This is a genomic window from Pseudonocardia terrae (assembly GCF_021343995.1).
Classification (GTDB): domain Bacteria; phylum Actinomycetota; class Actinomycetes; order Mycobacteriales; family Pseudonocardiaceae; genus Pseudonocardia; species Pseudonocardia terrae.
Genome location: NZ_JAJTTE010000089.1, coordinates 1 through 17,671 on the forward strand (window position 1 = coordinate 1; position 17,671 = coordinate 17,671).

Consider the following 17,671-nt stretch of genomic DNA (forward strand, 5'->3'; position numbering starts at 1 on the left):
CCGCAGGTCACAGCCCTGCCGCTCCGCCAACGCCGCTCCGCTGATCAAACTCGGGTCGTACGCTGGGCAGATTCGCCAGCGCAGCTCTCACGGGCGTCGGTCCGGCGTCGCCTTCTGCCGTTGATTTCCGGGAGCACTCCGGAGGCGCTCCTACTCCCCGCGCCTACTGAGTGCCATCCCGTCGACCTGTCGCCAGACCGACCGTACGGACGCCCGTGGGCGGCCCTCGACGCAACCGCACCCGACCTTGCCACGCTCCGCCCACGGGTGGCCGTGCGGTACGCCCTCCGGGAGGTCGTCGGGATGGCACGGGCCGCCATCCCGGAGACCTGCCGCCCGGCGAGGGTCGTTTCGGGCTTCGCAACAAAGTCAAACCGCCCAGCGCGAGTTCACACCTTGACCTCGGCTGGTGGTACGGATACCAGTGCCTGGACCTCCGCGAACAACCTGCGAAGGTGATCGTCCGACATATCAATAATCGGCTCATACATGAATGAATTGACGTGAAGATTCTCGGGAGTCATGAGGACGACCGAGTCCAGCGTCTGCCGAACTTCGGCGCTTCCAAGCCCCCTCGCACGATACGCCGCATATAGGGCCTGCGTCTGATTCTCTTCGATCCCGTCAGTGACGGTCGGATCCGAAATGGCCTCAACCATGAATTGCTCTGCTCGTAGCCGAATCGCGATTGAGAGAACAATCTTGTTCTCGAAGTTAATACCTTCGGTAGCGTGCAACGCTTTTACCGCCTGCTCGAAAATCAGTTCGACCACCGGTTGCGTCTGGTCGACCCAGGCCCCACCGACCCCAAACGCGCCAACGAAGACAGCGTCAAGGTCGGACTGAACCACCTCAGCCGTGTCAGCCTTCCAATGCAAGAGAGACGTCAGCTTGAGATAGACAGGGTCCAAGTCCCCCTTAGTGTACTCGATGATGTTGCGAATGAACGGGATACATGCCACTCTCTTCATTCCATGTGAATAGAAGGCCCCCTTGAAGTCGTTAATGAAGGGGTTTCGAATCCCTGACGCTTGACTAATGGATACGCCACCCTCACTCTTCTGCGCCATCAGACAGTTCTTGTACTTCACGACGCCCCGGCTCTGTAAGGTCCGAAAGAAGTCAAAGTTGTGAGTAAGGACGATCATCCTGAAATTTTCTTGATCGGCCATCTCTTTCAAATACTGGATGATCGCATACTTGTTCTTGTAGTCGAACGAGTCGGCGATATCATCAATCACGAATACCGTCTCGCGGGATGAGGCCTTACGAGCCTCAACCTCGAACAGCACGTTCAGGATGTAGAGCGCTTTCTTCTCCCCATTGCTCAGGACCTTGAGCAGGTCGCCGCGCTCGACCTCCGCCCGCTCGGCGCCGTCCTCAAACTCAAAGCTCAGCTCAAGGATGGTTTCCTGACCGAGGACTACTCGCTCTCTATTCTTCGCCGCGAGCCTGAAGGGAACAAAGAATCGAGCGTTGAAGATCTCGATGACGCGCTCCCACTGGGTGCGCTCGTCGGCAGCTTCTCTCTCGATCTCTCTCCTTCTACCCTCGACAGCCCGGTATAGGTCGACAACGCGCCCATACAGATCCTCATGCTTCTTCAGGTAGGACTTCCACACCTTCTCTCGGAAAGCCGCGAGGTTCGACATCTCCGGTAGAAGTTCCGGGTGCGCGGCGACGTAGTCATAGAAGCGGCGAGTGTCAATATTCTTCGTTAGGGCCTTCTCAATCGCCCCAAGCTTCTTACGCAGAGCGTCGTCGTCCGAAATCTTCTCCTTCTCAACTTTGATCATTTTTTCAAGCTGAGCTTTGGTCGATACTTCAATCTGCTGACCATCTCCGCCGTGAAGGACGACCTCGTGCTTGGCGTCGAAGAATCCGTTCTCGGCTAAAGATTTGGCGACATTTCCCGCATTGTAGTAGTTGAACGCTTCTCGCCCGAAGAAGTTCGAATTGTCGAGAATCTCATTCAGGCGCGTGGTGTACTCAGAGAGCGCGAGTTTGAAGTCGTCGCGATCAAGAAGAGGTGACACCTTGTCATTGAAGATGACATCATAAGGGACATCAGAATACGGTGCCCCACTCTGCCCAGCGACCTCCTCTCTCACGCGAATCAGGGCCGTAAAGAAGCTGTCGGGATCAGGCGTGAAGGCGCTAGATATCGCATTTACAACATCCTGCTTCGAGCCAGACTGAGACTTAAGGGCCCCGCAAGCTCGTCTCGCGCGGCCATCAAGTCCCTCTGAAGAGACTCGTACTCCCGTCGCAACGCCGCATTGACAAGGAGCGTCGAGGTGGATTCGGTCGGCCCGAGTTCTTCGTCGTAGGACAGGATTACGACAACGTCAGAGGCCGCGAGCGGCTCATCCTCGCCATGGTTGATCAAGCGCTGAGTTTGTCTGTCGGGGAACATCCGGTCCCCTGACAGCTCACCAGTCGCAACGTCCCGGAATGTTCGCGATAGTGAGGTCTTCATCGTGCCATTCGGTGCATAAATGGAGACGGCCCGCGAACCGTTGAAGTTTATGGTGTGCTCAAGGGAGCGGATGCCGTGACAGTTCTCAAGCTTCAGGTGTAACTTCTTCACTGTTTCCAGTTCCTTGCCATCGATCAGTTGCGTCCAGCAGCTAGGTGTTCACAGCGGACATCGCAGACCCCGCAAGGCTGCGTTAGCAAGGGGCGGAAATCTGCACAATTTTGCGTACTTTCGCGGTGGACGGCGTGTCAGGCTTGCCTCTGCCGCATCGTGGCGGCATCACAACGGGGCACTCGCCGAGTCAGGCGTCACTGAGGCCAGCAGCGGACGCTTCATCGCCTGGTGCCTCGCCTGGCTTGCTCGTTCGCGCGGGGACCGGCCGGAGGCCGCAGCCCCGCGCGAGCAGCGCCGGAGGCGCCTTGATCAGATAGAGAAAGTCTGAACCCCGAACGTCGGAGCTGCGGGTCGCTGTGCTTTAGCAGCCCGGCGGGTGCGGCTGGCCTTGCTTGGCTGTCTCAGGCGCCGTTGCGTCATGTCGCGCTGGGACTGTCCAGGGAGGCGTTCCAGCTGGCGAGCAGGGCGAGTTTCTCGGCGGCCGGCGAGCCGGGTTCGGCGGTGTAGGCGGTGATGTTGAGGCCGGGTTGGGCGGTGAGTTGCATGGCGTCGAAGGACAGGGTGAGGGGGCCGACGACGGGGTGGCGGAAGGTCTTGCTGCCGGCTTCGTGCAGGTCGACGTCGTGGGAGGCCCACCAGGTGCGGAAATGCTCGCTGCGGGTGGCGAGTTCGCCGACGAGGTCGCTGAGGGCCTTGTCCTGGGGGTTGCGACCGGCTGCGGTGCGCAGCAGCGCCACGGCGCCCTGGGCGGCGCTGGGCCAGTGGTCGTAGAAGTCGATCGCGGCGGGGTTGAGGAAAGCGAACCGGGCGAGATTGGCCGGGCGGGCCGGGTCATCCAACATCGGCGCCCACAGGGCTCGGCCGAGCGCGTTGATGGCCAGGATGTCCAGGCGCGGGTTCCAGACGAAAGCCGCGCTACCGGTCATCGACTCGACGAGCCAGGTGACGCTGGGGCGCAGTTTCGGCTGGGCCGACTGTCGGCGCCGTGGCGGCGCGGGTCGGGCGGCGCGGGCCAGCGCGAACAGGTGGGAGCGTTCGGCATCGTCGAGTCGGAGGGCCTCGGCGATTGCCGCGAGCACGCTGTCGGAGGCGGTGGACAGGTTCCCCTTCTCCAGCCGGGTGTAGTAGTCGGTGCTCACCCCGGCGAGCTGGGCGACCTCTTCGCGACGCAGGCCGGCGACCCGGCGGCGCGGGCCGGCGACGAGTCCGACCTGCTCCGGGGTGATCTTGGCGCGGCGGGTGCTGAGGAACTCGCGCACGGCCTGACGGTTGTCCACGCCCCCACGGTACGAGCACCCACCGAGCGGAGAGGGGTTCTGCTGTAACCCTGAAAAGCCTGCCCTGGAGCCCCCACACGAGCAGGCGTTCTCTCGAAGACATCCACCCGTACAGCGTCCACGGCGGACTACGGGTCGAACTCTTCGAAAGGAACCCCCTGGTGGTCTCTCAGACCTCCTCCGCGCCGTCCGGGCCTGTGTCCGAATCGCGCAGCGCGGGAAAGCTGCCGCCGGTGATCTACCTGCTCGGCGCGGTCACCTTCCTGATGGGCACCACCGAACTGGTGGTCGCGGGCCTGCTGCCGGACATCTCGGCGAGCCTGGCCATCACCCCGTCCCAGGCCGGGCTGCTGATCACGGTGTTCGCGGTCGGGATGCTGGTCGGCGCCCCGGTAATGGCGCTGGCGACGCTGCGCCTGCCCCGGCGGCTCACGCTGGTGCTGGCGCTGATCGTGTTCGCCCTTGGACACCTGGTCGTCGCGGTGAGCACCAGCTTCGCGGTGGTGCTGATGGCCCGGTTCGCCGCCGCGCTGGCGACCGGCACGTTCTGGGCAGTCGGCGCGGTCGTCGCCGCGGCCGCGGCCGGACAGGCGGCCAGCGCACGCGCGATGGGCGTGATGATCGGCGGGGTCACCCTGGCCAACATCATCGGGGTACCGCTGGGCACCCTGGGCGGTCAGCTGATGGGCTGGCGAGGCCCATTCTGGGTGCTGGCCGTGCTCGCCACGGCGGCCACAGTCGTCATCGCCCGGCGGCTGCCCGGCGACAGCGGCGGCGCGGAGACGACACTGGGCGCCGAGGTCGCCGCGCTGCGCCAAGGCCGGATCTGGGTGGTGTACCTGGCCACCGCGCTGGTGCAGGGCTCGGTGTTTGCCGCCTACAGCTACGTCGCGCCGCTGCTGATCGACCGCGCCGGGCTACCGGCGGTGGTGGTGCCGCTGGTGATGCTCGGCTACGGCGCCGGCGCCCTGGCCGGCACCACCCTCGGCGGCCGCCGCGGTGACCGCCGCCCCTACAGCACCATGATCCCCGCGACCGCGGCGATCGTGCTGGTGCTCGCGGCGCTGGCGCTGTGGTCGACCAGCAGCATCGCCGCGGTGGCGCTGATCGTGCTGCTCGGCCTGTTCGGGCTGATGTCCAACCCGGTGCTGGTCGCCCAGGTCGTCACACTCGCCGGGCCCGCGCACACCCTGGCGGTCTCGCTGAGCACCTCGTCGTTCAACGTCGGCATCGCCGCCGGGTCCTGGCTCGGCGGGCTCGCCCTCGCCACCAGCCTCGGCGCCCAAGGCCCCGCCCTGGCCGGGCTCACCCTCGCTGGCGCAGGCCTGCTGCCCCTGATCGGGCTGGCCCTCACTCGCCGGCGCGCCCGCCGGGGCCACACAACCTGACCGGTCCTACGACGCCGTCGGCCTGGTCCACCACGCCGGCGGTCGTCGCCTCAACCGTTTAGCTCGATTCCACGTGGCCGCCGGACGAAGACCGGCAACCCCTGAGGAGACCTGCATGACCGCGGCACACACCGCCCCCACCCTCACCCTGAACAACGGCGTCGAGATCCCCGCCCTCGGGCTCGGGGTCTACCTCAGCCCGCCCGAGCAGACCGCTGACGCCGTCGCCACCGCCCTCGCCAGCGGCTACCGGCTGATCGACACCGCCGCGGCCTACGGCAACGAGGCCGAGGTCGGCCAGGGCATCGCCCGTGCCGGCATCGCCCGCGACCAGTTGTTCGTCACCACCAAGCTCGCGCCCACCGACCACGGCTACGACGCGACCCTGCGCGCCTTCGACGCCAGCCTGGCCAAGCTCGGCCTCGACCAGCTCGACCTGTACCTGCTGCACTGGCCGCTGCCCTCGGCCTTCGCCGACACCATCGCCTCCTACCAGGCCATGCAACAGCTGCTCGCCGACGGCCGCGTCCGCGCGATCGGGGTCTGCAACTTCACCCCCGCCCACCTCGACCGGCTCGCCACCGAGACCGACGTCGTGCCCGCGCTCAACCAGGTCGAGCTGCACCCCTTCTTCACCCAGGCAGATATCCGCGCCGCCAACAGCGCCCGCGGGATCCTGACCCAGTCCTGGTCGCCGATCGGCGGCATCTACATCAACCACCCCGCCGACCCGGACAACATCACCACCCCGCTGCAGCATCAGGTCGTCGCCGAGCTCGCCGAGCGCCACAGCAAGACCCCGGCACAGATCGTGCTGCGCTGGCACCTACAGCACGGCCTCTCGGTCATCCCGAAGTCAGTGCACGCCGAGCGCATCAAGCAGAACATCGACGTCTTCGACTTCACCCTTGGCAGGGACGACATGATCGCCCTCGACGCCCTCGACACCGGCGCCCGCGGCGGCCCCGACCCGGACAAGTTCAGCGCCTGACCGCTCACTCCCTCTCAGGCAGCCTCCTCACTCGGGCTACCACCCGACAAGGGTTCAGCTGATCACGATCAGGCGCCACCACGCCCTGGTCATCGGCAGTCGTGGTCTGCGACGGTTGCAGACCGAGCGGGGCAAAAGCGGTGCTTGACGGCGGGGTATCGGCCCGTCCAACTCGTCGCACGGCTCGGCATCTCCGCCGGTTGGCGTGATCGGCCGCACCCCCCGCGCCCGTCACCACCTGCAGGGCACTCGGCGTGACGCCCAGGGCACCGCCGCCCGTGGGTCATTGGCCCTTTCGCGAAGCCGGCCTTCGCGGACAGGGTCAAGCACGGGATCACGATGCATAGGTGTGATCGCGTTGATCTTGAGCAGTTGACCGGCGAGGAGCGGCTGTCAGGTGCTGACGAGCTGGACGCCGTCGTGGGCTCGGGTGGCCACGCCTTCGGTGAAGGCGTCTTCGGCTCGGATCGCGTAGGCGGGGGCCATGTGCTCGCGGACTTCGGCGAGGGTGAACCAGCGGACTCGCTGGGACTCGTCGGTCTCGGTCGGTGAGCCGGCTACCGGGTGGCAGCGGAACACGAGCGCGACAACTCCCCGGGTGAGGTTCTTGTAGGCACCGGTGAGCCGCTCGACCTCGACCCGGATGCCGGTCTCCTCGACGACCTCACGGCGGACACCGTCCTCGAAGGTCTCCCCCAGCTCCAGCACTCCGCCCGGGGGCTCCCAGTGACCGTTGTCGCGGCGCTGCACGACCAGGACGCGGCCCCGGCCGTCGACGACGATCCCGGCAACGCTGACGGAATGCTTGGGAGTGTCGTTCACGGGTTCACCTCCCCCGGGTTGGCTGGCTCGGTACCCTACAGTCCCCTGGACGACTGGAGGAGTCGCCGTGCAACTCGGCGCCATCGACCGCCGTGACGACCGTCCGCCGTACCGGCAGATCGCCGACCAGCTGCGGGCAGCGATCGATGCCGGTGACCTGCGTCCGGGCGATCGACTGCCCTCCGAGGCGGAGCTGACCCGGCACTACTCCGTAGCCCGGATGACCGCACGCCAGGCCATCCAGGAACTACGCGGTGAAGGGCGCGTCGTCGCTGAGCACGGTCGTGGGGTCTTCGTCCGCACCCCCGCTCCTGTCCGGCGGCTTGCGTCGGACCGGTTCGCGCGCAAGCACCGTGAAGCCGGACAGGCGGCCTTCCTTGCCGAGGCCGACAAGGCTGGCGCTGTGCCGGGTGTCGACCAGATCGAGATCACGTACGTGGCCGCGTCACCCGAGGTGCGCGAGCGCCTGCGCCTGGGCGAGGAGGAGGTCCTGGCTCGCTCGCGGCGGTATCTGCTCGACGGGCGCCCGATCGAGGTGGCCGTGTCCTACCTGCCGCGCTCCATCGCCGACGGCACCCCGATCGCCGAAGCGAACCCCGGCCCCGGTGGCATCTACGCGCGCCTGGAGGACGCCGGGCATGTCCTGGACCACTTCACCGAGGAAGTCACCGCGCGGATGCCGACCAACGACGAACGCCGCCGTCTGGAGCTGCCCGACGGTGTCCCGGTGCTCGTCGTCGTCCGGACGGCGTTCGACACCGAGGGAACTCCCGTCGAGGTTTGCGACACCGTCAAGGCGGCCCCTGCCTACGTCCTGGAGTACGACTTCCCGGCCCGCTGAGCTGCGCTGATTCGGCTTCCCGACATTCTCGTTGCGACTCCCCTAGACATGCTCTACTCTCGGACTCGCCTAGCACTCCCCTAGACGTCCATGCGAGATGAGGAGAAGCAATGCGAGACATCCCCGTCAACCTCGGCGGCTACAAGCTGACCGTCGTCGAGCCGCCCGCCCCGAAGATGCGCGAGGACGCCAACGGCGCCCAGGTGCCGGTGACCGACAAGGACGGCGCCACTCAGTTCACGGTGTCGCTGTTCGCGAAGCTGCGGGTCAAGCCGGGCGAGCGGGCGCCGAAGGGTGAGGAGATCAAGGTGACGCTGGGGACCGATCCCGGTCCGGACTTCGGCGAGGACGCCCGCGTCGAGCTGATCGACGCCCGGGTCACGCCGTACCAGATGGAGAGCGCCGGGCGGGTCAACGCCGGGTTGGCCTGGCGGGCGATGGGCATCAAGCACGCCTCTCCGGCTCCGGCGCCGCGTCCGAGCGGGGACAAGTGAGTCGCCCGGACTGGCTGCCCACCACGCATGTGGAGGTTGGCCTGCACATTTTCGAGACCACCCGCTACACCCCGCACCTCTACCCCGAGCAGGACCGCGCCACCGTGCGCATCGACGGCACCGACGTCCACGTGACCGTGTTCAGCCACCACGGCGACCTGGTCCGCCTGCGCAACGTCCTCGCCGACGTCATTGCCCAGCTCGAAGCCGCACACGGCCAGACCAGCGCCACCAGCACCACCGCGGCCTGACCGCGCCGCTCCCGGGCATGGGGCAGCCGACCCCCTTCAGATCGGCGAAATCGCAGCAATTCCGCAGTGGCTGCCCCCTGCCCGAAAACAGGCCCACCCCCTAAAGAAGGCCAGCCGATGAGCACCTGTCTCGACTGCACGGGCTCCGGCTCGTGCGACAGCTGCGACGGCTACGGCATCACCGCCGAGAGCCACCCCGGCGCCGCCGACGCCCGTCCCTGCCCTGCGTGCCCCGGCGACGGCGTCTGCCCCGGTTGCCACGGCACTGGGATCGCCTGCACCGCCAACACCCTCGAGGAGTCGTCATGCCGCTGACCACCGCACGAACCCGTCACGGCCGCGGCCGCCAGCCCGCCCATGGCGTCGGGCGCCTGGTGCGCCGTTTGGACCGCGAACGTCGCCGGTTCCTGCACGCCACCGCCCCGGAGATCCCGACCGAGCAGGCCTGGCGCGCCGGGGTCGCCGAGGGCCTGCGCCTGGCCCAGCTCGCCATCCGCAAGGGAGTCTGACCATGGCCCGCCCGACCGACCGCCCGTCCCTGCGCCACCACCGCGCCCACCCCGACGTCATCCGCCACTCCTCCCGCCGGGTCGGCGGGGAGTTCCGCGGCCTCGCCTGGCTCGTCCGCCACCCCCTGTTCGCCCTCGTCCCCGCCGCCCTGATCCTTGCCGCCGTCCTCGTCGGTGCTCTCCCGACCGTGATCGCAGTCGGCGCGGTAGCGCTCGTGGTCGTGGTCTGGGGCCGGCTGCACCCGCCCTCCTTCGACCGCCTCGCCGCCCCCGTCCTGCGCGCGACCTGGCGGCGCTGGACCACCTACCGCGGCCGGCGCTGGGCCACGCTGCTCGCCGACTGCGGGCTCGCCCAGACCAACCACCACACCGGACACATCGACGCACCCCGCGTGCTGCGCGTCCGCTCTGCGACACCCTCGATCGACACGCTGCGCGTACGGCTGACCCGCGGCCAGGACCTCACCCTCTGGGCCGGCCGCACCGAGCCCCTCGCCGACGCCCTGCGCGCGCACCGGGTCGCCGTCGCTCGCCACCGACCCGGCGTGCTCACGGTGGTGGTCGAGCGAGAGCAGCCGTTCCGCTTCCCGATCCCGGCGCCTGCGATCCCCTCGACGGCGGAGGCGGTGGACCTGGCCGCGCTGCCGATCGGCGAGGACGAATACGGCCACCCGTTCACGCTCGGGGTCCCGGGTCGACACGTGGTGGTGGCCGGCGCATCGGGCTCGGGGATGGGCTCGCTGATCTGGTCCCCGCTGCGCGCGATGGGCCCGGCCATCCGCGACGGCCTGGCCCGGGTGCACGTGATCGACCTCAAGGGCGGGGCCGAGACCCGCCGCGGAGCCCCGCTGTTCCACCGCCACGCCATCACCGCCGCCGAGGCGATCGCGCTGCTCACCGACGTCCGCGACGAGATGAAGGCCCGCCAGCAGCATATGGCCGACCAGGGCCTTCGCCGCCTCGACGTCAGCATCGAGACACCGCTCGACCTGGTCGTGATCGACGAGATGGCGATGCTCACCGCCTACGGCGAACGCGCCGACGTCCGCGAAGCCCTGCGGCTGCTCGCCGAGATCCTCACCCAAGGCCGGGCCTGCCTCACCTCGGTGATGGGCTACGTCCAGGAGCCGACCAAAGACGTCGTCGACGTCCGGGAGCTGTTCACCACCCGGATCTGCCTCGGCGTCACCGCCGCCTCGCACGTCGACATGGTCCTCGGTGACGGCGCCCGCGAGCGTGGGGCGCTGGCCGATGAGATCCCGGGCGACGAGGCCCACGCCGGGATCGGCTACGTGATCGACCAACGCTCACGACTGCCGATCCGCTTCCGCGCCGCCCTGGTCACCGATGACGAGATCGACGAGCTCGTCGCCCGCTGCGCCCCGCCCGCCCCGCCGGAGCTACGCGCGATCGACGGTGAGGAGGCGGCGTGATGTGGGCCTTCACCGGATGGGCCGCCGCGACCTGGCTCAAGATCACCATCGCGCTCTCCGCCGTGATCGGGGTGCTCTAGCTCGTGCTCGGCACCGGCTCCGGCTGGTTCTGGGCCGCGGTCATCGGCGCCGTCCTGGTCGAGTGGCAGACCACCCGCGCCCTCGCCGCTGAGTGGGGTGTGGAGGCTCGCTACGCCTGGTGGTGGACCCGATGAGCCCGCTCCCCCGCCCGCGCTGGGAGATCGCCGGACAGGACCTTCTAATCGACGACGAGCTGACCGACCGGACCCTGCGCGAGGCCGCCGATCCCGGATTCGTGCTGGTCGGGACCAGCGAGACCGTGCACACCCGCCACCCCGGCACCCGCTCCGCAGAACACGCGATCCCCACCCGGCCCGACATCGCCGCCACGGTCCATCAGCTGCTCGCGGCCGGACGCCTCGTGCCCGGCCCCCGGGTCGCGGTAACCGGCGACGGCCGAGCCGAACCCGAGGCCGCCACCTCGGTCGACGTCGCCGCGGTTGCCACGACCGGACCGCAGCCCGGCGACCGGGTGCTGGTCCACGTCGACGTCGTCCGGCCCGGACACGGGCTGGTCACCTGCGGCGCCGCCGACTTCTCCGGCTCGATCGTCCGCGAGGACGGCACCTACCTCGTCGAGACCGAGACCGGCGACGCGCTCGGCCGCGCCCGCTCCTACCGCGCCGGCGCCGAACGCCTGGCCCGTCACCACGGCTTCGTCGCAAACCCGGTCGAGATCGAACACGAGCACGAGGCATACGCCCGATGACCGACACCGCTACCGACGCCGAACTCACCGCCCGGCTGCGCTCGTTCGACTACCCCGCTTGGCGCGCCCGCATGGAAGCCACCGGCGGCTGCGCCCACCCGATCCGCCTGCGCGGCTCGTCCACGATCACCACCACCGACGGCCGCGTCCTGGCCCAACGCACGGGGGAGGTCTGGGCGCCCTGCGGCAACCGCCGCGACACCGTCTGCCCGGCCTGCTCGGACCGCTACGCCGCCGACGCCTTCCACCTCATCCGCGCCGGACTCGCCGGACAGGAACGCGGCGTCCCGGCCTCGGTCACCGACCGGCCTCGGCTGTTCCTGACGTTGACCGCGCCGTCGTCCGGGCCGGTCCACACTCGACGGCTCACCGTCCGGGGCCGCGTCATCCCCTGCGCCTGCGGGACCCACCACCGCGACAACGACACCCGCCTCGGCGGCGCGATCGACCACGGCACCTATGACTACGAAGCCGCCGTGCTCTGGCAGGCCCACGCCGGGAAGCTCTGGCACCGCTTCACCATCGCTCTTCGCCGCGCCCTGGCTGCCCGCCTCGGGGTCTCCGGCCGTCGGTTCGGCACAGTCGCGCGGCTGTCCTACGCCAAGGTCGCCGAGTACCAACGCCGCGGCCTCGTCCACTTCCACGCCGCCCTCCGCCTCGACGGCCCCAACGGACCCACCGACCCACCACCAGCCGGGCTCACCGCCGATGCCCTGCGCGACGCCGTCCAGGAGGCCGCCACCGCGACCGCCCTCGACGTCGAACGCCCCGACGGAACGACCCTCACCCTGCGGTGGGGTGCACAGCTCGACCTGCGCGAGATCACCCCGACCGCCCACGACGCCGTCACCGACGACACCGGGGAGATCACCGACAGCCGGTTGGCCGGCTACATCGCCAAGTACGCCACCAAGGGCACCGGCAAGACCGACGGCCATCCCGACCGGCCTGTCCGCTCGCTCGCCCACCTCGAGCGCATGGCGCTGGCGGAGCACCACCGGCGGCTGATCGAGACTGCCTGGCACCTCGGCGGGCTCCCGCACTACGCGGAGCTGAACCTGCGGAAATGGGCGCACATGCTCGGGTTCCGCGGTCACTTCCTCACCAAGAGCCGCGCCTACTCCACGACCTTCCGCACCATCCGCGGCGAGCGTCGGACCTGGCGCCTCGCCGAACAGCTCGACCAGCTCGGCCACCCCACCGACGATCCGGTGATCGTCGTCAACGACTGGCACCTCGTCGGCATCGGCCACCACACCGACGCCGATCGAGAACTCGCCCTCGCCCACGCCGAACGCATCCGTGAGCAGCGCACGACCAGGAGGACGTCATGACCGAGCAGCTCTGGGGCGTCAAGGATGTCGCCGAGTTCCTCCGTGTACCGGTCCAGACGCTCTACCAGTGGCGCAGCCGCAACTACGGGCCTCGTGGCATCAGGGTCGGCCGTCACGTTCGCTACCGCCCCCAGGACGTCCGTGCGTGGGTCGACTCGCTCGTCCGCGAGGTCGTGTAGTGGCCAGCATCCGGAAGCTGCCCGACGGACGTTGGCAGGCGCAGTACCGGCCGTTCCCGGGCGGCAAGCAGATCACCCGCACGACCAGGCGGAAGACCGACGCGCAACGGTGGCTCGACGAACAGACCACCGCGCTCGTCAGCGGGAACTACATTGACCCGAACGCCGGCCGGGTCACCTTCGGCGAGTACTTCGAGCGCTGGGCCGCACGGCAGCTCTGGGCGCCGGGCACCGAACGCGCGATGAGTCTCGCCGCGCGCTCGGTGACCTTCTGGGACGTCCCGATGCGGTCGCTGCTGCGCTCCCATGTCGAGGCCTGGGTCAAGCACATGCAGACGATGGACCGTGGCCCCGGCAGCCGCCGGGCCTGGCTCCCGGCACGATCCGGACCCGCTTCAACAACGTGCGGGCCACATTGCGCGGAGCGGTCAAGGACCGGGTGATCGCTGCTGATCCCGGCGAGGGAGTCCGGCTGCCGCGAGCACGACGCGCCGACGTCGCTATGCAGCTCCCCACCGCGGCAAGGTCCGCACGCTGCTCGACTCGGCCGAGAGGGATTTCCGTACGTTCGTGGCACTGGCCGCCTTCGCGGGGCTCCGGCTCGGCGAGGCTGCTGCGCTCAAGGTCGGAGACTTCGACCTCGACGATCGTCGGCTCGTCGTGCACCGCCAGGTCCAGCGCGAGCGCGGCGGCGGGGTCGAGATCCGCGCTCCCAAGTACGGCAGCGAGCGGACGATCTACCTCGCCGACGGCCTGGTCACGATCGTCCGGGGGCACATCGCCCGGCTACGCGGCCGGGGCGCCGACCGGTGGCTGTTCCACGGGGAGAACGGCAACCCGCCGCACCAGAACACCGTGGGCTACTGGTGGCGGAAGACGCGCACCGCTGCGGGCTGCCCGACGACCAAGCTGCACGACCTCCGGCACTTCTACGCGTCCGGCCTGATCGCGGCGGGCTGCGACGTGGTGACGGTCCAACGCTCCCTCGGGCACTCCAGCGCGACCGTCACCCTGAACACCTACGCGCACCTGTGGCCGACCGCCGAGGACCGCACCCGCGCTGCCGCCGCGGCCATGCTCGGCGAGGTCCACGCGCCTACTGACGAACAGCTGACGAACGACGGAGCCGCATAGCGGGCTGACCAGGCGAAACAGGCCCAAGTCAGACGTTGAAGCGGAACTCGACCACGTCGCCGTCCTGCATGACGTAGTCCTTGCCCTCCATGCGGACCTTGCCCGCGGCCTTGGCGGCGTTCATCGAGCCGGCCTCGACGAGGTCGTCGTAGGAGACGATCTCGGCCTTGATGAAGCCCTTCTCGAAGTCCGAGTGGATCACGCCGGCGGCCTGGGGCGCGGTGTCGCCCCGGTGGATCGTCCAGGCGCGGGCCTCCTTGGGCCCGGCGGTGAGGTAGGTCTGCAGGCCGAGGGTGTGGAAGCCGGCGCGGGCCAGCGAGTACAGGCCCGGCTCCGGCTGACCGATCGACTCGAGGAGCTCCCGGGCCGACTCCTCGTCGAGTTCCAGCAGCTCGGACTCGACCTTGGCGTCGAGGAACACCGCGTCGGCGGGCGCGACGAGGTCCGCCAGCTCCTTCTTGCGGGCCTCGTCGGTGAGCACGCCCTCGTCGGCGTTGAACACGTAGAGGAACGGCTTGGTGGTCAGCAGGGTCAGCTCGCGCAGCGGGGCGGGGTCGACACCGGCCTGGAACAGCGTGCGGCCCGCGTTGAGGATCTCCACCGCGGCCTCGGCGGCGGCGAGGACCTCCCGGCGGTCCTTCTGCATCCGGGCTTCCTTGGTCAGCCGCGGGACCGCCTTCTCCAGCGTCTGCAGGTCGGCCAGGATCAGCTCGGTCGCGATCGTCTCGATGTCCGAGGCCGGGTCGACCTTGCCCTCGACGTGGACCACGTCGTCGTCGGAGAACACCCGCACGACCTGGCAGATCGCGTCGGACTCGCGGATGTTCGCCAGGAACTTGTTGCCCAGCCCGGCGCCCTCGGACGCGCCCTTCACGATCCCGGCGATGTCGACGAAGGAGACCGTGGCCGGCACGACCTTGGCCGACGAGAACATCTCGGCCAGCCGGTTCAGGCGGGAGTCCGGCAGCGGCACCACGCCGACGTTCGGCTCGATCGTGGCGAACGGGTAGTTCGCGGCGAGCACGTCGTTGCGCGTCAGGGCGTTGAACAGGGTCGACTTGCCGACGTTGGGCAGCCCGACGATGCCGAGGGTGAGGGACACGAGCGTCCAGGGTAGTCGTCCCGCCCCGCCGGCTCCGGACCCCTCGTACCGGACCCGGCGGGGCGCGTCACACGGCGACGAGCTCCCCGCTCGGCCGCCGGTCCGTGGCCGGTCCCTGCCGCTCCGCGAGGTAGCGGCGCAGCGTGGTCAGGGCCCGGTGCTGGGTCACGCGGACAGAGCCGGGCGTCGAACCCAGCACGGCGGCGGTCTCGGCCGCGGAAAGGCCCTCGATCAGCCGCAGCCGCAGCACGTCGCGGTGCCGCTCCGGCAGGCGCCCGAGCAGCCGCTGCACCATCCGTGCCTGCTCCGCGCGCACGCTGAGCTCCTCGGGGGCCTCGGCGGTGGACACGCCGTCGGGCACCTGATCGGTGAGGTCGATGCGGGAGATGCCGCGCCGCCGCACGGTGTCGACGATCTTGTTGCGGGCGATCGTGAACGCCAGCGCCAGGAAGGGCGCCGAGTCCAGGTCCGCCTTCGGCAGGGCCTTGAACAGGGCGATCATCGTGTCCTGCGCCATGTCCTCGGCCGAGGTCGCGTCGCCGGCGCCCTGCGCGAGCCGCACGCGGCAGAAGCGCAGCACGGGCGGGTGCACCGCCGCCATCAGGTCCTCGCAGGCGCGGCGGTCGCCGGTCGCGGCCGCGCGGGCGAGTCGGTCGATCCGGGCGGAGGGCTCCTCGGTCGCAGGTGCCGGAGCGGCGGGGCGCATGACGTCCTTCCCGACGACCGGGGCGTCCGGTCGTCACGATCGAAAGACTTCTCCGACCCGGGCCCCGGATACATCCGGCGAGCCTGCCGAGCGGAAGCGGTGCTGCCGCGGGGCCGGGGTGGTGCTGCCACCACCACCCGATCGGGTTTCGCTGGGCCGTCCGGGCTAACGCCCCCGGATCGCCGGCGATAGCCCGGGTACCGGACGACGAGAGGGGCGGGCGTGGCGGCGGGTGCGGTGGGACGGACGGCGATCGCGGGGACGGTGCTGGTGGCACTGTCCGGCAGCACGGTGACGGCGGTGTCGCTGTCCTCGGCGAGCGCACCCGTGCCGCTGCCGACCTTCGTCGCGGCACCGACCGCGACCCCCGATCTCCCGGCCCGGCCCGTCGCGGCCCCCGGACCCGCGGGGGCCGGCGTCGTCGACGGCGGCACGCTGGCCGCGATCGCGCTCACTCCCGCGATCGCGGCGGCGACGCAGCCCGTCGAGGCGCCGGCTCCCGCCGTCACCCCGGCCGTGCCCGTGGCCCGGCGACAGAGCGCCGTGGTCGAGCGCCGCCCGGGGCAGGGCCGGCACGAGCGGGTCCGGCGCGCGGTCGCCGAGCGCCTCTCCCCCGACACCCGCGCGGACATCCGCCGGGCCTGCGGGATGGGCGTGCTCGACGGGGACCTCTGCCGCCTGGGCTGACGCGGCCGCCGGCGGGCGCACGCCGGTGTCCGATTCCCGCCAGAACGCGAGGGCGCGGGGTGGCACAGTCGTACCCGTGCTGGACATCGAACGCTGCTACCGGGCCGTCGCCGCGCGCGACTCGCGGTTCGACGGCGTCTTCATCACGGCGGTGCGCACCACCGGCATCTACTGCCGGCCCTCGTGCCCCGCGACCACACCGAAGCGGCGCAACGTCGAGTTCTACCCGACCGCGGCCGCGGCGCAGCAGCACGGCTACCGCGCCTGCCGGCGCTGCCTGCCCGACGCCGTCCCGGGCTCGCCGGACTGGAACAGCCGGTCCGACCTCGCCGCCCGGGCCATGCGCCTCATCGCCGACGGCGTCGTCGAACGGGCCGGGGTCGCCGGCCTGGCCGCGGCGCTGGGCTACTCCGAGCGCCACCTGACCCGGATCGTCACGACCGAGCTGGGCGCGGGCCCGCTGGCGCTGGCCCGGGCACACCGCGCGCACACCGCGCGACTGCTCATCGAGACGACGCCGATGTCGATGGCGGACATCGCGTTCGCCGCCGGCTTCGCCAGCGTCCGCCAGTTCAACGACACCGTGCGCGAGGTCTACGCGGTCACGCCGAGCGTGCTGCGCCGCGAGTCCGCGGGGCGCGGCCCGGCGCCGGTCGCCGGGACGCTGAGCCTGCGGCTGCCGCACCGCGAGCCGTTCGACGCCGAGGGGCTCCTCGCCCACTTCGCCGGCCGCGCGCTGGCCGGGGCGGAGTCCGTCGAGGACGGCGTCTACCGGCGGACGCTGCGCTTGCCGCACGGCCCCGGCGTCGTCGCGCTGTGGCTGGGCGACCGCACCCCGGGCCACGTGCGGGCGGAGCTGCGGCTCACCGAGCCCCGCGACCTGGGCCCGGCGGTGGCGCGGCTGCGCCGGCTGCTGGACCTCGACGCGGACCCGGTCGCCGTGGACGAGCTCCTGGCCCGGGACCCGGCCCTGGCACCTTCCCTGGCGGAGACGCCCGGCATCCGGCTGCCCGGGGCCGCCGACGGGCTCGAGATCGCCGTCAAGGCCCTGCTCGGCCAACAGGTCTCGGTGCCCGCGGCCCGCACGACCGGGGCCCGGCTCGTCGCCACCCTGGGCGAACCGCTGCCCCCGGATCTGGC

At 70.0% G+C, this 17,671-nt stretch carries 20 protein-coding genes; 15 read left to right on the forward strand and 5 right to left on the reverse strand.

All coding sequences use genetic code 11. From position 1 onward, the window contains the following. Nucleotides 1-389: 389 nt before the first annotated feature. On the reverse strand, nt 390-2,111 hold the full coding sequence (locus tag LWC33_RS32805; RefSeq protein ID WP_233308595.1) for an AAA family ATPase: 1,722 nt from the start codon (nt 2,109-2,111) through the stop codon (nt 390-392). An 898-nt stretch (nt 2,112-3,009) separates the two neighbouring features. Beyond that, nucleotides 3,010-3,870 carry a helix-turn-helix transcriptional regulator gene (locus LWC33_RS32810; RefSeq protein ID WP_233308596.1) on the reverse strand — a complete coding sequence of 287 codons (861 nt, stop codon included), beginning with the start codon at nt 3,868-3,870 and terminating at the stop codon, nt 3,010-3,012. A 233-nt stretch (nt 3,871-4,103) separates the two neighbouring features. On the opposite strand from LWC33_RS32810, the gene LWC33_RS32815 reads away from it, so the two are divergent. Together LWC33_RS32815 and LWC33_RS32820 are read left to right on the forward strand one after the other, a co-directional pair. Further along, the gene (locus tag LWC33_RS32815; RefSeq protein ID WP_233308597.1) at nt 4,104-5,258 is read left to right on the forward strand and encodes an MFS transporter; all 1,155 of its coding nucleotides are present in this window, start codon (nt 4,104-4,106) and stop codon (nt 5,256-5,258) included. A 115-nt stretch (nt 5,259-5,373) separates the two neighbouring features. Continuing rightward, nucleotides 5,374-6,249, forward strand: a complete 876-nt coding sequence (locus LWC33_RS32820) for an aldo/keto reductase (RefSeq protein WP_233308598.1) — start codon at nt 5,374-5,376, stop codon at nt 6,247-6,249. Between the two features lie 393 nt (nt 6,250-6,642). Here the strand turns inward: LWC33_RS32820 and LWC33_RS32825 are convergent, their stop codons facing one another. Continuing rightward, a complete protein-coding gene (locus LWC33_RS32825) occupies nt 6,643-7,071 on the reverse strand; it encodes an NUDIX hydrolase (RefSeq protein ID WP_233308599.1) in 429 nt (142 codons plus the stop codon). A gap of 67 nt (nt 7,072-7,138) precedes the next feature. Here LWC33_RS32825 and LWC33_RS32830 point away from each other — a divergent pair, with 67 nt between their 5' ends. The 11 genes from LWC33_RS32830 (at nt 7,139) to LWC33_RS32875 (ending at nt 14,036) form a co-directional block, all read left to right on the forward strand. Beyond that, nucleotides 7,139-7,912 carry a GntR family transcriptional regulator gene (locus tag LWC33_RS32830; RefSeq protein WP_233308600.1) on the forward strand — a complete coding sequence of 258 codons (774 nt, stop codon included), beginning with the start codon at nt 7,139-7,141 and terminating at the stop codon, nt 7,910-7,912. A gap of 110 nt (nt 7,913-8,022) precedes the next feature. Beyond that, complete coding sequence (locus LWC33_RS32835) at nt 8,023-8,406, forward strand: hypothetical protein (RefSeq protein WP_233308601.1); 384 nt, start codon at nt 8,023-8,025, stop codon at nt 8,404-8,406. Beyond that, a complete protein-coding gene (locus LWC33_RS32840; RefSeq protein ID WP_233308602.1) occupies nt 8,403-8,657 on the forward strand; it encodes a hypothetical protein in 255 nt (84 codons plus the stop codon). The genes LWC33_RS32835 and LWC33_RS32840 overlap by 4 nt, the downstream gene beginning before the upstream one ends. Nucleotides 8,658-8,962: 305 nt before the next feature. Next, nucleotides 8,963-9,166, forward strand: a complete 204-nt coding sequence (locus LWC33_RS32845) for a hypothetical protein (RefSeq protein ID WP_233308603.1) — start codon at nt 8,963-8,965, stop codon at nt 9,164-9,166. A 2-nt stretch (nt 9,167-9,168) separates the two neighbouring features. After that, entirely contained in the window at nt 9,169-10,599 is a 1,431-nt protein-coding gene (locus tag LWC33_RS32850; protein ID WP_233308604.1) for a cell division protein FtsK, read from the forward strand. 83 nt (nt 10,600-10,682) lie between these two features. Beyond that, nucleotides 10,683-10,814, forward strand: coding sequence for a hypothetical protein (locus tag LWC33_RS35560; RefSeq protein WP_255693780.1), 132 nt, complete (start codon nt 10,683-10,685; stop codon nt 10,812-10,814). Next, the gene (locus LWC33_RS32855; RefSeq protein WP_233308605.1) at nt 10,811-11,389 is read left to right on the forward strand and encodes a hypothetical protein; all 579 of its coding nucleotides are present in this window, start codon (nt 10,811-10,813) and stop codon (nt 11,387-11,389) included. The genes LWC33_RS35560 and LWC33_RS32855 overlap by 4 nt, the downstream gene beginning before the upstream one ends. Continuing rightward, nucleotides 11,386-12,723: a replication initiator gene (locus tag LWC33_RS32860; protein WP_233308606.1), complete on the forward strand. Its 1,338-nt coding sequence runs from the start codon at nt 11,386-11,388 to the stop codon at nt 12,721-12,723. The genes LWC33_RS32855 and LWC33_RS32860 overlap by 4 nt, the downstream gene beginning before the upstream one ends. Further along, complete coding sequence (locus tag LWC33_RS32865) at nt 12,720-12,902, forward strand: helix-turn-helix transcriptional regulator (protein WP_233308607.1); 183 nt, start codon at nt 12,720-12,722, stop codon at nt 12,900-12,902. Before LWC33_RS32860 ends, LWC33_RS32865 begins: the two co-directional genes overlap by 4 nt. Beyond that, on the forward strand, nt 12,902-13,345 hold the full coding sequence (locus tag LWC33_RS32870; protein WP_233308608.1) for a hypothetical protein: 444 nt from the start codon (nt 12,902-12,904) through the stop codon (nt 13,343-13,345). Before LWC33_RS32865 ends, LWC33_RS32870 begins: the two co-directional genes overlap by 1 nt. Nucleotides 13,346-13,472: 127 nt before the next feature. Next, a complete protein-coding gene (locus tag LWC33_RS32875) occupies nt 13,473-14,036 on the forward strand; it encodes a site-specific integrase (RefSeq protein ID WP_233308609.1) in 564 nt (187 codons plus the stop codon). A 28-nt stretch (nt 14,037-14,064) separates the two neighbouring features. Here LWC33_RS32875 and ychF read toward each other — a convergent pair whose 3' ends face one another. Both ychF and LWC33_RS32885 read right to left on the reverse strand, forming a co-directional pair. Continuing rightward, nucleotides 14,065-15,138, reverse strand: a complete 1,074-nt coding sequence (gene ychF, locus LWC33_RS32880; RefSeq protein WP_233308610.1) for a redox-regulated ATPase YchF — start codon at nt 15,136-15,138, stop codon at nt 14,065-14,067. A gap of 67 nt (nt 15,139-15,205) precedes the next feature. Continuing rightward, nucleotides 15,206-15,844 (reverse strand): sigma-70 family RNA polymerase sigma factor, encoded by a 639-nt coding sequence (locus tag LWC33_RS32885; RefSeq protein WP_233308611.1) that lies wholly within the window; start codon nt 15,842-15,844, stop codon nt 15,206-15,208. 222 nt (nt 15,845-16,066) lie between these two features. Here LWC33_RS32885 and LWC33_RS32890 point away from each other — a divergent pair, with 222 nt between their 5' ends. Further along, nucleotides 16,067-16,531, forward strand: a complete 465-nt coding sequence (locus tag LWC33_RS32890; protein WP_233308612.1) for a hypothetical protein — start codon at nt 16,067-16,069, stop codon at nt 16,529-16,531. A gap of 76 nt (nt 16,532-16,607) precedes the next feature. Then, a partial coding sequence (locus tag LWC33_RS32895; protein ID WP_233308613.1) for a bifunctional transcriptional activator/DNA repair enzyme AdaA occupies nt 16,608-17,671 on the forward strand: 1,064 nt, incomplete at its 3' end.

Coding starts and splice junctions, on each gene's coding strand:
- LWC33_RS32820 (WP_233308598.1), top strand. CDS start 5,374: ATGACCGCGGCACACACCGCCCCCACCCTCACCCTGAACAACGGCGTC.
- LWC33_RS32835 (WP_233308601.1), top strand. CDS start 8,023: ATGCGAGACATCCCCGTCAACCTCGGCGGCTACAAGCTGACCGTCGTC.
- LWC33_RS32845 (WP_233308603.1), top strand. CDS start 8,963: ATGCCGCTGACCACCGCACGAACCCGTCACGGCCGCGGCCGCCAGCCC.
- LWC33_RS32850 (WP_233308604.1), top strand. CDS start 9,169: ATGGCCCGCCCGACCGACCGCCCGTCCCTGCGCCACCACCGCGCCCAC.
- LWC33_RS32855 (WP_233308605.1), top strand. CDS start 10,811: ATGAGCCCGCTCCCCCGCCCGCGCTGGGAGATCGCCGGACAGGACCTT.
- LWC33_RS32860 (WP_233308606.1), top strand. CDS start 11,386: ATGACCGACACCGCTACCGACGCCGAACTCACCGCCCGGCTGCGCTCG.
- LWC33_RS32865 (WP_233308607.1), top strand. CDS start 12,720: ATGACCGAGCAGCTCTGGGGCGTCAAGGATGTCGCCGAGTTCCTCCGT.
- LWC33_RS32885 (WP_233308611.1), bottom strand. CDS start 15,844: ATGCGCCCCGCCGCTCCGGCACCTGCGACCGAGGAGCCCTCCGCCCGG.